Here is a 13,873-nt window from a genome sequence, read left to right on the forward strand (position 1 = left end):
CAATCTTGAAAGCGCTTTTGCCATTGACTACCTAAATTATTTAGGCTACTTTTCGACATTCAAACAATTTTTAGGCAACAACCGATATAATATGAGCCATTTATTAGACGAGACCGACATTGCTATTCTAAATCACCTACAGGAAAATGGTCGTGCACAACGCAACACCATTGCAGAATTGGTAAACCTGTCGGTACCTTCGGTTTCAGAGCGGATGAAAAAACTGGAAGAACGTGGCTTGATAGAAGGTTACAAAGCCATTCTAAATAGTAAAAAATTTCATTTTGACATCACGGCCTTCATTTTTGTACAGGTAGACGGCTCCGAAAATTATCAGAACTTTGTTGAAAAAGCCTCGGCTGAAGAAGAAATTCTGGAATGTCATTCCATTACCGGTGATGGCTCTCATTTTCTGAAAGTCAGAACAAAAAATACCGGCTCATTTGAAAGTCTTTTATCCCGGATTCAAGCTTGGGAAGGGGTTAGCAAAACCCGGTCCAACCTGGTTCTTTCCAGCTTTAAAGAAACCCGTGCCATCCCTGTTGAGCATGCTACCGAGCTCATAAAATCCTGATCTTCGTAAATCATACAACCTTACTTTTCGTTTACTTACTACCAAAGGAATCGTTAACTTACGTCATTCTGACAGGAAAACAGGACGTTGCTTTTATTCTAATTAAGTAACTGTAAATTTAAAGCTTAAAGCTCATTACATCTATGGACAGGGAAGTTTTTCAGGAACAATTTGGCTTATTGGGAAGCTCCGAGGCTATGCGGCAGGTGATCGATAAGATCATGCAGGTAGCCAAGACCGATATAACCGTTACCCTTCAAGGTGAAAGCGGAGTGGGTAAAGATGTGACGGCCCGGGCCATCCACTCCATGAGCAAGAGGGGCCGCAATAACTTAGTGATCGTTAATTGCGGAGCCATTCCTGAAGGAATCATCGAAAGTGAACTTTTTGGGCACGAGAAAGGAGCTTTTACAGGTGCCGAAACGTCTCGGGAAGGCTATTTCGAAAAAGCGGATGGCGGGACCATTTTTCTTGATGAGATTGGGGATACTCCAAAAAATGTGCAGGTAAAGCTGCTTCGGGTATTAGAAAACGGGGAGTTTTTCCGTGTGGGCTCAAGTAAGGTACAAACTACTGACGTTCGGGTTATTGCAGCCACCAATCAAGACCTTTGGAAGATGGTGCAGGATGGAGATTTCAGGGAGGACCTATATTACCGGCTTGATACCGTTCAAATAAAACTGCCTCCCCTCAGGGATCGGCAAGAGGATATCATTCCAATATTCAGAAAATTTGTTGAGGAATATTCTGCCCGCTACGATTCTGTTTTCAAGGGATTCTCTGATGAAGCCCGGGAGCTTTTAGTTTCGTACCGGTGGCCGGGAAATATCCGTGAATTAAGAAATGTGGCAGAACAACTTGTGGTGCTTGAGAAATCACAGTTTATTGACAAAGAAAAACTTCAGAAGTATTTAAAAGGCCGGCAACATTACGGGAGTGCCGATAACCTTCCGATGGTAGCTAACCGTGAAAAACAAGAAGAAGCACATAGGGAAGACGATTTTGGAAGAGCCGATCGCGAACTGGTTTATCGGGCTCTTGTGGAGCTGCGAAACGATATAGCAGACGTAAAAAAGATGTTCGCTAACTTCCTTTACTCCACATTCTCCAATAAGAACCTGAAAGCATTGCCGGCTTCTATCCGTGATGAAGTAGATAAATCGGAAGTTTCGGGGGTGAATGTAAACATGGGAAGCCAAACGCCCTTAGGCATGCAGTCGATGCCTGAAGAGCAAGATTTTGAAGAATCGGAAGAAACGGAACTTACCAGCTTTTTTAATACCGATGAGATCCCTTCTATAGAGGAAGCTGAAAAGTTCCTTATTCAGCAGGCACTTAAAAGATTTGATGGCAACCGCCGGAAAGCTTCGGAATCTTTGGGAGTTAGTGAGCGGACTTTATATCGTAAATTGGATCAGTATGGACTGGAATAAAAACCTTTTGCTGATCATTATTGCTTTCGGCTTGACCCTCGGGAGTTGCGTCCGGTATAGTTTTACCGGGGCTTCCATCCCTGAAGGGGTTGAAACTATTTACATCCCGTTCTTTCCGGATCAATCCAACAGTGGCCTGGGCGATTTAAGTAACCGGCTGAATGAAGTTCTTATCAACCGATTTGTAAATCAAAGTAAGATTAGCCTGGCTAATAACGACTCAGACGCTGATGCCATTCTTGACGGTGTCATAACCTCATACACGAACCGGCCATTTACTATCAGCGGTAATGAACAAGCCACTCAAAATGAAGTAAGTATTACTGTTCGGGCTACCTATTCTTATGCTGATAAAGAGAAGCCGGAGTGGAGTAAATCTTTCAATGGAAAATTTACTTATGACCCAACGCAAGATCCCATCAATGGTGAAAATCAAGCGGCCAACAGAGCGCTTGAGCAAATAGCCAATAACATGTTCAATGATGCGGTAAGTAATTGGTAATTTGCTTTGATTGTAAGCCTCCTTCCCGTTATTATTGTTGAGCTCTAACCAAACCTATGCAAGAACTTCCATTCCACATACCAAAGTCTTTGTCTTCTTATGTAGAAAAGTTTGAAGATGACCCTGAGAACGTCATTTCAAAACTAAAAAGACATTTAAAGAAAAGAGGACCCGATGCTGTTGGGCACTTTTTATTGTCCTGGTTTTACCATCTGCAGAACGATAACAAGAAAGCAATTCAGGAAGCTTTAAAGGCAAAAACCTATGCTCCCGGAAGTCCTTTGATGGAGCACTTGCACTATTTTTTAGTTCACCCCGAAAAGTTTGAAGCTGCCGTTCCCCAAAAAGCATACATCTCAACCGGGATAAAGCTTCAACAAGGTTCCAGAACCTCTCCTGTTTTGGATCTCGACCGTCTTATTCAAATGCTCGAAGAAGTCGAATCTAACCGAATTCAAATTCCGGCCGAAGATGAAGATTTTGATGATTCTGACCTAAGTAAGGAATCGGAAGAAGTGGATGATCTCATTTCAGAAACGCTGGCTAAAATTCACACCAAACAAGGCCGGAAGAAAGAAGCCATCAAAATGTATGAACGACTGATAGAAAGGGATGAGCATAAGGCAGATCATTATAAGACACAGATCAGCAAGCTTAAGGAAGAAACGACAGACTAACTAAGCCTTCACAAAAGCGTTAGATGTTTTCTCGTGAGCAATGGTAGTGGAAGGACCGTGCCCCGGGTACACAACGGTTTCATCCGGAAGGGTATAAAGTTTTTCTTTGATACTCTTTTCTAAAACAGAGAAATCTCCTTTATACAGATCCGTTCGGCCTATACTTTCTTTGAAAAGTGCATCTCCGGCTATCACAAATTGATCTTCTTCAAAATACAGTGAGATATGATCGGGAGAATGTCCGGGCGTGTACAAACAGTTAAACTCAAAATTTCCGATCTGAAATGTTCCGGCTTTTGGCAGAGCTTCCGGTTCAAAATTAAATCCCGCTTGATTTAAACCAAACATCTGAGCCTGACTTCCGAAATTGTTCCACAAGAAGCGGTCTGCATCACTTAAATAAACGGGAACATCAAAATCACGAAGCGTGCGGCTTACTCCCATTACATGATCTACGTGGGCATGAGTTAAAACAATGGCTTTTAGCTCACCCTTAAGTGCTTGTTTGAAATGCTGAAATTCAGGTTCTGAAGAAAAGCCCGGATCAATGAGCAGATGCTCGTCTTGACTTGTGAGCAGGTAGGTATTCTCAGCAAAAGGGCCGACTTCGAATTTTTGAATGTCCATAAGCTTGAAATAAAAAAAGGATGCATCAGCGAAGATACATCCTTTTAAAAAAATGGTTACCGAACTTAATCTTTGTTACCGTAACGACGCTTAAAGCGGTCAACACGGCCGGCAGTAGAAGTAAAACTGTTACTTTTAGTATAAAACGGATGGTTTTTAGAATCTACCTCGCTGCGATAAACACCGTCTTTAGTGTCCATGGTGCTGCGGGTTTTGATCTCGGTACCGTCGCTCATCACTACCGTAATTTCTTTGTAATCTGGATGAATTCCTTTTTTCATGGTCTTATGCTATGCTTGCTTGAAATTTGCAAAGGTTTTAAATATAAGGCTAACTAAAACTGAATTCAACGAAAGAATTACTCAAAAATCATCGAATTCGTTATCGTCCATATCTCCAAGAGAAGAAAACATGGATCCTAACATATCAGAGTACAATGTTTGATCATCAAGATCTTGTTTACTAAGCATAGAATTCTGATGCAAGGCTTCAAGAACAAGATCCATCCAAACCAAAAGTTCGCCTTCTGAAGCTTTTTTGGCATATTTCTGAACAACTTCTTTTAATCCTTCCACACTTTCCAGTACGTGTTTATACTCTTTATTGGAGAGTGTATCAGAAATATTGACCTCATTTCCATCGGCAAACCAATCCATGATTGCCTTATATTTTTCTTTTTGATCTTCTGACTTACTTTGAGGATCCGGAAAATATCTTTTGAAAGTTTTACTGATCGCCTTACCTAAAATATGTTTGGCTACGTTGATCGCTCCTTCTTGTTCACCCTCATATACCAATTCTATCTTTCCGGTGAGGGCGGGAACCATGTGATAAAGATCTGCGATCCTTACCGATGTTTCGTCTTCACCATTCAGTATGGCCCGACGTTCAGCGGATGAAACCACCTGCTCCAATGCCGTGATGGTCATTCGGGTTGAAACTCCACTTTTTTGGTCTACATACTCAGAATCCCTGGCTTCAAATGCAGCTTGTTCCACTACTTCTCTGAACAGATCCGGGATCATGACCTTTACCCCGCTTTCCCTTTCTTGCCATGCTTCTTGTTTGGTGATGTTTACACCAATGGAAATTTCCTTGGGGTAATGCGTGATAATCTGAGAGTCAATTCGGTCTTTAAGCGGCGTAATGATATTACCACGGTTGGTATAATCTTCCGGATTAGCAGAAAATGCCATGGATACATCCAGCGGAATTCTAACATTGAATCCCCTGATCTGAATATCACGTTCCTGCATGATATTAAGCAGGGCAACCTGAATTCTGGGCTGAAGATCGGGCAATTCATTGATCACAAAAATGCCACGGTTGGTTCTTGGTATTAACCCAAAATTGATCACATTTTGGTCGGCCAAGGTCAGTTTCTTGGTTGCTGCTTTAATGGGATCAATATCTCCGATCAGATCGGCTACGGCCGTATCGGGGGTAGCTAATTTTTCTCCATATCGATGAGATCTATGCAGCCATTCTATAGGGGTTTCATCTCCTTTTTCAGCAATCAAATCCCTCGCATATTTTGAAAGCGGATTGTAGGGATCATCATTGATCTCCGAACCTTTCACAATGGGAATGTACTCGTCCAGGAAGTTGACCATCATGCGCAGGATACGAGTTTTCGCCTGTCCGCGCAGCCCAAGCAGAATCATATCATGCTTGGATAATAGCGCATGTTGTATTTGAGGCAAGACGGTCTTTTCGTATCCCAGAATACCTGGAAAAAGTTCTTCCTTATCTCTGATCTTTTGAATGAGATTTTTGCGAATTTCTTCCTTAACTGAAACCGATTTCCATCCACTCTTTTTAAGCTCGCCTATGGTCGTAGCTTTCATTCTCTTCTCGTTATGAAATGAAGATTTTTGTTTGTTGTGTGTTCATAACCTTCATCTTCGATACTTCATTCAGGCTTTCTCTCATTTTGCAAAATATTTGTGATTGCCTTTGCCTTCACCCAGGTTTCTTCCCATTCTGCGGCGGGATCCGAATCGCTGGTAATGGCACCTCCCACCGGATAGCATAATCTATTGCCTTGAATTAAAGCCGTTCTGATAACCACATTGAAATCAAAATCATCATCTGGACGGAAGTAACCTATTGCCCCTGAGTAAATACCCCGTTTATAATCTTCATAATGTTCTATGGCTTTCATTGCGGCTATTTTTGGGGCGCCGGTCATAGAACCCATCGGAAAACATGCTTTTATAACTTCTAAACTTTTCACGGTTTCTTCAACCCGGCATTCTACCGTAGACACCATCTGATGCACCGTCTCAAAACTTTGGATCTCAAATAAATTGGAAACCTTCACTGAGTTTTTCATAGCAATCCTGCTCAGGTCATTTCGTACAAGATCCACGATCATCAGGTTTTCGGCACGCTCTTTTTCCGATTCCTTCAGGTTTATCAGTGAATGATCTGACTCTTCCTGTCGGGATGCGGTCCCTTTTATGGGCTGCGACCACACCCGGCTCCCATTCCGGGCTAAAAATCGTTCCGGAGAGGCGCTGCAAATATCAATTCCATCCATATGAATATAGCCTCCAAAAGGAACCGGCCCTGCTTTTTTCATGGCTTGATATAACTCGAAAGGTTCCCCATCAAAGGAAAACTCCAGCGCATGCGATAAGTTTATCTCATAATACTTGCCTTCGTAGATATCTTTTTTAGCCTGATCAATCAGGTTCATGTATTTATTTTTGTCGATCCTTTTTCCCGGGTGAACCTTGAATCCTGAAAATTGCGGAATTTGTGTTATATCAGGCATCTCCCCCTTGATCACTCTTATCTTTCCGTCCAGCTTGATTTCGAGTAACAGACCTGGGTTCATAAAAAAAAGATCGGGAGCTTCAACAAGTTCATTATTTTCGGAGTGCAGGTCTTCCAGTGAGTTCTTCATATCATAGCCAAAATAACCGAACAGCCAATCTTGCGCTTCTTCCTTAAATGCTTGAAAAGCCTCCCATGCATTGGCTTCGAAACTTGCCGTTTCTTCTCTTTTCTGAACCTGGATCCTGTTTCCCCAAGCTTTGATCCACTCCACAGGGTTTGCGGCAAGGTAACTCTTTGTACTTGCCGGGTGATCCTGCATCTGCGATTCCAATAACACGACCGGTCCGGTTTCCCGTAATTTCCTGACAAGCTGCGATATGTATTGTTCTGAAGTGCTCATGATCTAAGGCGTTCGAGTATACGGGTTCTCCCGCTCTTTTTGAATGCTTTTTCGTATCATTGTCCTCATGATTTATAAAAAACTGATACGCCCCCTTTTATTTCAACAAGATGCTGAAAGTGCCCATGAATTGGCTCTCAAACTTGCATCCAAAACAAATCATTCTCCATTTCTTTCAGAGCTCGCAAAAGCTTTTTATGGATTAGAGACGCCCAAACTTGAACAAAAGATCTTCGGGCTAACTTTTCCAAACCCCATAGGACTTGCAGCCGGTTTTGACAAGAATGGAACAACCCCCAAAGCTATGCAGGCATTAGGCTTTGGTTTTGTGGAAATTGGAAGTGTAACCGCCCGCTCTTCTGAGGGCAATCCCAAGCCAAGGGCTTTTAGGCTTCCGGAGGATGAATCTTTGATCAACCGCATGGGATTAAATAATGACGGAGTTGATGCGGTATGCAACCGGCTTCATGGACTTCATTTAGAAGTTCCCCTTGGAATCAACATAGCGAAGACCAATGATGCTTCTATTCACGGTGATGAGGCCATAAGAGATTACCTTTACAGCTACGAGAAAGTGCAGGATCTGGCGGATTATGTTACAGTAAATATTTCATGTCCCAACACCGGTGAGGGAAAAACATTTGAAGACCCTCAGGCTCTGGAAGATCTTCTTGCGGCACTTCGGCCCGGAGCAGAAGGCAGAGCCCCTACGCTGGTCAAATTCACCGTAGATATAGAAAAAGAGCCTTTGGAAAAACTGATCCTGATCTGTGAAGAACACCATGTTTCGGGTTATGTGGCAACAAATACATCATCCAACAGGGCAGGACTTGAAACATCCGAACACGAGCTTCAGCTGATCGGAAATGGAGGATTAAGTGGCCGGGCCATCCAACAACGAAGCACTCAAGTGGTACAGTGGATCAGCGAAATAACCGAGGGGAAAAGACCCATAATCGGAGTAGGCGGCATCCATGACGTTGAATCAGCTTTGGAAAAACTGGAAGCAGGAGCTTCTCTTCTGCAGCTTTACTCGGGAATGATCTACGAAGGGCCCGGATTGGTTCGGTTAATCAAAAAAGGATTAATCCAAAGGGGTGTTAATTTCTCAGCTGAAAAGTAATTGGGCACTCAACCGAAATCGCCTGGCCACCACTCAAAACCGGTTCAAAGGAAACACCCGCTGAAAGAACTTCCTCAAATGCCATCTTTAGCTCATCGGAAATATCTTCGGTCTGCAGCTCATAGCTTTCTAATACACCTCTCTGATTTACCCTAAAGAGATAGGTGATCTCAGTATTTTCCAACTGACCGGTTATGTTCAGCCGGTCAATAAATGATTGCATTCCTCCCCGGATCTCCAAAGACACCCCCACTTCCTCACAACTCATATATTCTCCTTCCATCGCTTGCGGCTCAGGATCCTGCTCTATTGTTGGGCCTTCCTCCAATTGTTCTTCTTTTTCAGGAACCTTCAGTTCTTTGCTCAAACGCTCCACACGAGTGCGTATTGAAGAGTCGTTATACTCTGACAAGAAAAGGTTGATCGTTGAACGGGCACTGTCCCAATTCGCACCATAGTATGGGAAGTCTTTGGAAAAATCGGGCTGCTCAAGGGTCGAGTCTACAAAGGCCCGATAATCCGATCTTTGATCTGCGGTGAGTGCAGAAGTGGTATCAGATAAAATTTTTCTAAGTGAATCTTGTCTGAATTGAAAATCAGCAAGCTTATCATTCCAGCGACTTCGGCTATTCACCCATGCATCCAAATTTTCCTGATAGGATTCATTTTCCTTTCCGGCCTTCATATATAATTCAATAGCCTCAAAAAGAGCACGTGGAGCTATTCGGTGGTTCCCATTATTCAACGCAAAAGATCTCAGTGAATCAGCTTTAACTGTAGTTGATATCGAGTCGAGATCAGTAATCTGCTGATACAGGCGAAGCACATTAACCGAATCAGTCTGCTGTTCCGGTAACTCCAGCTCATAGGTTTCCGCAATTTGTTGTGCATATTCTGAATTTGGATACAATTCAACGAGCTTCCGGGCGTAAAAAATTGCTTCTTCCCTATTCTCAAGGCTTGCATATAATTCAGAGAGAGAATACAGGGATACCATATTGACACTTTCAGAAGACGGATTGTCGATTGCCTTTTTAAAATAATGGATGGCACTATCGGGCATTTCAAGAGATAGAAACAAAAGGTTGCCCAATTCATACTGAGAAGCGGCGATCAGTTTTCTCACAGAGTCCTGCTCTTGCGGTTCAAAAGGGATAGCGCTAAGATCAATTCTGACGCTGGCGATCTCCGACTCTTGTCCATTGCCGGAACCTTGCAATGCATTTTCCTCATTATTAATGGTAGAATAATCTATCAGCTCTTCCACTCTCCAGTTATCCGCCAATGGCCTGTTTCCCCAAATAGCACGAAACTGCTGACGGGCATTCTCTTGCATCCCGGGATTGTTAGAATTAAGGAAACCGTTTGTCAGATTTGCTGCTTCCTGGGTCTCGTCGGTATTTACATTTACCAATTGGTTTTGTTGATCTTGCCGTTGCTCCTGGAGCCTTCTAAGCTCCTCAAGCTTTTGTTCTTTCAGCTTAACCAATACCGAGTCAAATTCTTCTTTATTCATTTGACCCAAGCGAAGTAAACTATCCTGAAGGGCAATATCGCTCTTTAAACGAGCATAATTTCCAAACGATTCCGCCAATTCACGTGCCCTGAAATCTTCGGGTAATTTATCCGCTGATACATTACGTTGAGCAGCGGAATCGTAGTAGGCTGCAGCTTTTGTAAAATCATTTTTCTGAAACCGATAAATTTCAGCCAACCCATAATATGATCGTGCGGCAATCTCAGCACTGGGATTGCTTAAGCGATTTCTAAGTACATTATTATACGAACGAATAGCTTTCTCAAATTCTCCCCGCTCATGCTGAGTTCGAGCAAGTTCAAAATCTAACTCAGCTTTATAATCAAGATTCTTATCATCCCGTACCATGTCATTAAAAATACGGTAAGCGACTTCATTTCTGCCAAGTTCCCGCGCAACTTCAGCTTTCTTTCGCTGTGCCAGATACTGAATTCTATATTCTACATAGTGATTTTTTACGTTGTCATAAGCTTCAAAAGCCGCTTCAATATTGCCGATGCGCTCATATACCTGGCCCAGCAGAAAATACCCACGCTCGCGATATTCCTTCTTACTTAGCTTAGGCAACGCTTCGGTAAGTTCATTGGCTGCTGTTTGCCAATTTTTCATTTGGACATGATGCTGAGCCAATAAAAGTTTGGCCTCAGCTCTTCTTTGGTCACTCCATATCTCATCCTGTAACGAAAGCTGCTCCGAGAGAAAAGCGATGCCTTCATTATATAATTCCATATCGAGCAGTACCCGCCCCTGCCATAATATTGATTCCTGCTGCAGCTCTGCATTTTTAGTAGTTACAAACAGCTCCTTGAATTTCTGATCGGCAGAAAAATACTCTTGCCGAAAATAATAGGATTTACCGATCAGGCCAATGGCATCATCCACCCATTTGGAGTCCTCGTAACGACGCAGAATATCTGCTCCCTTTTGAATGGCTTTGTCAAAATCCTGTGCCCCGGCGTTTACAGGTTTGGGATGCACCCTGATGGGTTGAAGAGGGTTATAATCGCGCGGCTGATCCAGGTTTTTTTTCAACCCGGCCTGATAGCTTTGTTTTGCGTTATAATAGGTATTGTAATAGGCATTAAAATTTGTCCATCTCGACTGGAATGTACTTTTACATCCGGTCATAACGAATACAATCAATAAACCTAAAACAATGCTGCGGTAGTTCATATCGGGTAATTAACGAATCGAGTTACTCAATCGTACTTACTTTTATCATATTGGTGCGGCCGCGTTTTGCAATAGGCATTCCGGTAGCAACGATCACCCGGTCACCGGATTTTACCATCCCATTATCTTTCAAATATTGCTCCATCATTTTGACGCTTTTATCTGTGTCAAAAAGCTCATCTAACCTAACCGAATAAACCCCCCAAACCAAATTCAATTGCCTGCGTACTTTCAGGCTTTCGGTAAAAGCAACAATCGGCACTTTGGGCCTGAACTTGGCAATTCTGCGGGCTGTGCTCCCTGAATGAGTAATCGTACTGATGGCTTTTGCTTCTACATTGTCTGAAATGCTTACACAAGAGAAGGCCAGCGACTCAATGATCTGTTTTTCCTTCCATTCAGGTTTCCGGTATTCAAGGCTATTATATAATTGTGGCCTTTTTTCCTCGATCATCCGGCAAATTCTGTCCATTACATTAACTGCTTCCATGGGGTATTTACCCGCAGCTGTTTCTCCGGAAAGCATGACGGCATCTGTTCCGTCTAATACGGCATTAGCAACATCCGAACTCTCCGCTCTTGTAGGACGTGGATTATTGATCATGGAATCCAGCATTTGTGTAGCGGTTATCACCGGCTTACCGGCCATACGGCATTTTTCGATGATCATTTTTTGCACAATGGGCACTTCTTCTGTTGGAATCTCAATACCAAGATCTCCGCGTGCCACCATAATTCCGTCTGCCTCCTCAATGATCTCATCAATCACTTCCAGTGCCTCCGGTTTTTCAATTTTGGCGATGATACCTGCCTGACTCCCTGCTGCGCGCACACGAGAAATTATATCTCTTACATCCTTTGCTGATCTCACAAAAGAAAGAGCAATAAGATCCACATCTTGTTTGATCCCAAATTCAAGATCTTTAAGATCTTTTTCCGTTAAGGCAGGGATTGAAATACGCACATTTGGCAAGTTCACTCCCTTTCTGGATTTAAGCAATCCTCCTACCACAACTTTTGCTTCTAACGAATCAGGCTTTTTATCCGTAACCTTGAACTCAAGGAGTCCGTCATCCAATAAGATCGAATTTCCGACTTCCGCTTCGTGAAGCAGATTTTTATAATCGATAGGAATTACGGAAGAAGTGCCTTCAACATCCTCTCCTGTAATTTTTATGGTAGAACCTGTCTCAAGCTGCTGACCTCCTTCTTTCATCTTTCCAACCCGAATCTTAGGACCCTGCAGGTCCATCAGCACAGGTACGCTGTATTGAAACTTCTCAGCAGCATTACGAATATGTCGGATGACCTTGGCATGATCCTTATGGCTGCCATGAGAAAAATTAACCCTGGCGACATTCATGCCATGAAGCAGGAGGTCTTCAATTTTTTCCTGGGTATTACAACTCGGACCGATGGTGCATACAATTTTTGTACGGCGCCTTGCAGATATCATAAAGAGTGTTTATTTAATTGAGTAAGTGATTTCACAATGTTGCTAAAGATAGGTTAAATGTGGCAATCATTGTGAAATGATTTTTTAAATATCGAGGTCTTATGATCAAAGTCTTTCAAAACTTCTCTACATATTTGCTGGCAACCGTATTTATTTCGTTTTTTTTGGCCGGTTGCTCCAATTCTTACATAGAAGATGTGAAGCGTGGAGGAGACTATGCTTACCAACCCGGATTTCCGGAATTGCGCATTGAAATTGCCGGGTTCATAACTCCTGAAGGACAATCTAAGATCAAAATTGCAGGGACCATTCCTCATAATAGTTTAATCTTCAAACAAAGAGATGGGGAGCTAATCGCTGACGTCTCCTTGTTATTTGAGATCAGAAATACAACGGTTGACCAAGTTCGGTCTTCCACTTTTGAGATAGATGTCACTAAGGATTTAAATACCAGTGTATTTTCGAATGACCTGTATATGTTTGAAAGAGAGTTTGATGCACAACCCGGTGAATACATTGTAGCGGTATCGGCCACGGATAAATCTTCAAAGAAATCAACAGTCCGGAAAGCTGAAGCTTTCATTCCAAATACCAATAATAATGTTACTAACATTACTAATATTCGGCTGCTCAGCAAGCATGAGGATAACAGTCGAGGGTTTTTCCCGGTTACTACTTATGATGTAAGCTCAGCAGCTGATAGCCTGAGATTCGAATTCCAGGTAACCAACAGCGATCCGGAAAAGTCGATTAATTTTCAGGCAAGACTCTTAAAATTTAATGCAGATACAACGGTTGGCCTGCCAATGAGTTTCACCAATCCATCAGCATCAAGTATTGAGCATAAAGGTATAGACTACAGAGACTTTGAAATTATTCAAAGCACACAAAGGCAGATAAATCGACCCGGAAATGTGACAGTTGAATTTGTATTTAAAAATCTTGATCGGGGAAACTATCGCTTTGAGGTGGGTACTGCTCTGCCTGAAAAAGGGCCATTGTATAAAGCAAGGGACTTTTCCATTAAAAGCGAAAACTACCCTTCTGTAAAAACGCCCCGGGAATTAGCCGCTCCACTCGTGTATTTGATGAAAGACAAGGATCATGAAAAAATGATGGCTATTCAATCGGACGATTCACTGAAAGCAGCAATAGACCGCTTTTGGCTCGAAAACATTCAAAATGCCGCACTGGCAAAGAATGTGATCTCTTTATATTACCAGCGAGTGGAAGAAGCCAATAAACTTTTCTCAAATTTTAAGGAAGGATGGAAAACTGACCGAGGCATGATTTACATTCTATTTGGCCCTCCTCTGGATACCTACCAACGATTGAGAACGGTCAGATGGTCCTATAAATTCAATGAAGAGGATCCGGAGTACACCTATTACTTCAGGAGTTCCAAAACAAAAACAGACTTTTATCCCTTCGATCATTATGTATTACAAAGAAATAATATGTACTTCAGAATTGAGTATCGGATCCGGGAATTATGGCTTTCAGGAAACATCATTAGCCGGAACATTTGATCGTTCCAAGCTGAATGTTAAAATTTGTTTCTCTTACCTTATATAATTAATATTCACA

Annotated in this window: 12 protein-coding genes; 6 read left to right on the forward strand and 6 right to left on the reverse strand. The window is 42.4% G+C overall.

The genetic code is table 11. From position 1 onward, the window contains the following. The first annotated feature begins 91 nt into the window (after nucleotides 1-91). From B151_RS0105450 to B151_RS0105465, 4 genes are all read left to right on the forward strand, one after another. Nucleotides 92-574 carry an Lrp/AsnC family transcriptional regulator gene (locus B151_RS0105450; protein WP_020402602.1) on the forward strand — a complete coding sequence of 161 codons (483 nt, stop codon included), beginning with the start codon at nucleotides 92-94 and terminating at the stop codon, nucleotides 572-574. A gap of 143 nt (nucleotides 575-717) precedes the next feature. Then, nucleotides 718-2,007: a sigma-54 interaction domain-containing protein gene (locus tag B151_RS0105455; protein ID WP_020402603.1), complete on the forward strand. Its 1,290-nt coding sequence runs from the start codon at nucleotides 718-720 to the stop codon at nucleotides 2,005-2,007. Next, nucleotides 1,994-2,509: an LPS assembly lipoprotein LptE gene (gene lptE / locus B151_RS0105460; protein ID WP_020402604.1), complete on the forward strand. Its 516-nt coding sequence runs from the start codon at nucleotides 1,994-1,996 to the stop codon at nucleotides 2,507-2,509. The genes B151_RS0105455 and lptE overlap by 14 nt, the downstream gene beginning before the upstream one ends. Nucleotides 2,510-2,565: 56 nt before the next feature. Further along, nucleotides 2,566-3,186, forward strand: a complete 621-nt coding sequence (locus B151_RS0105465) for a tetratricopeptide repeat-containing protein (RefSeq protein ID WP_026166506.1) — start codon at nucleotides 2,566-2,568, stop codon at nucleotides 3,184-3,186. On the opposite strand, the gene B151_RS0105470 is transcribed toward B151_RS0105465, so the two are convergent. From B151_RS0105470 to B151_RS0105485, 4 genes are all read right to left on the reverse strand, one after another. Further along, nucleotides 3,187-3,813 (reverse strand): MBL fold metallo-hydrolase, encoded by a 627-nt coding sequence (locus B151_RS0105470; protein ID WP_020402606.1) that lies wholly within the window; start codon nucleotides 3,811-3,813, stop codon nucleotides 3,187-3,189. A 65-nt stretch (nucleotides 3,814-3,878) separates the two neighbouring features. Then, nucleotides 3,879-4,094: a 50S ribosomal protein L31 gene (gene rpmE, locus B151_RS0105475; RefSeq protein WP_020402607.1), complete on the reverse strand. Its 216-nt coding sequence runs from the start codon at nucleotides 4,092-4,094 to the stop codon at nucleotides 3,879-3,881. Between the two features lie 81 nt (nucleotides 4,095-4,175). Beyond that, nucleotides 4,176-5,660 (reverse strand): sigma 54-interacting transcriptional regulator, encoded by a 1,485-nt coding sequence (locus B151_RS0105480; protein WP_020402608.1) that lies wholly within the window; start codon nucleotides 5,658-5,660, stop codon nucleotides 4,176-4,178. A gap of 65 nt (nucleotides 5,661-5,725) precedes the next feature. Continuing rightward, nucleotides 5,726-6,997: an anthranilate synthase component I family protein gene (locus tag B151_RS0105485; protein ID WP_020402609.1), complete on the reverse strand. Its 1,272-nt coding sequence runs from the start codon at nucleotides 6,995-6,997 to the stop codon at nucleotides 5,726-5,728. A 67-nt stretch (nucleotides 6,998-7,064) separates the two neighbouring features. On the opposite strand from B151_RS0105485, the gene B151_RS0105490 reads away from it, so the two are divergent. Continuing rightward, entirely contained in the window at nucleotides 7,065-8,120 is a 1,056-nt protein-coding gene (locus tag B151_RS0105490; RefSeq protein WP_040516671.1) for a quinone-dependent dihydroorotate dehydrogenase, read from the forward strand. Here the strand turns inward: B151_RS0105490 and porW are convergent. Both porW and pyk read right to left on the reverse strand, forming a co-directional pair. Next, nucleotides 8,098-10,830, reverse strand: coding sequence for a type IX secretion system periplasmic lipoprotein PorW/SprE (gene porW, locus B151_RS0105495; RefSeq protein WP_020402611.1), 2,733 nt, complete (start codon nucleotides 10,828-10,830; stop codon nucleotides 8,098-8,100). The two genes, B151_RS0105490 and porW, sit on opposite strands and share 23 nt — an antisense overlap. 22 nt (nucleotides 10,831-10,852) lie before the next feature. Continuing rightward, entirely contained in the window at nucleotides 10,853-12,286 is a 1,434-nt protein-coding gene (gene pyk / locus B151_RS0105500; RefSeq protein ID WP_020402612.1) for a pyruvate kinase, read from the reverse strand. A gap of 101 nt (nucleotides 12,287-12,387) precedes the next feature. Between pyk and B151_RS0105505 the strand changes: the two genes are divergently transcribed. Continuing rightward, nucleotides 12,388-13,815: a GWxTD domain-containing protein gene (locus B151_RS0105505; RefSeq protein ID WP_020402613.1), complete on the forward strand. Its 1,428-nt coding sequence runs from the start codon at nucleotides 12,388-12,390 to the stop codon at nucleotides 13,813-13,815. The last annotated feature ends 58 nt before the right edge of the window (nucleotides 13,816-13,873 follow it).

It is taken from the genome of Gracilimonas tropica DSM 19535, from assembly GCF_000375425.1.
In the GTDB taxonomy this organism is placed as follows: domain Bacteria; phylum Bacteroidota; class Rhodothermia; order Balneolales; family Balneolaceae; genus Gracilimonas; species Gracilimonas tropica.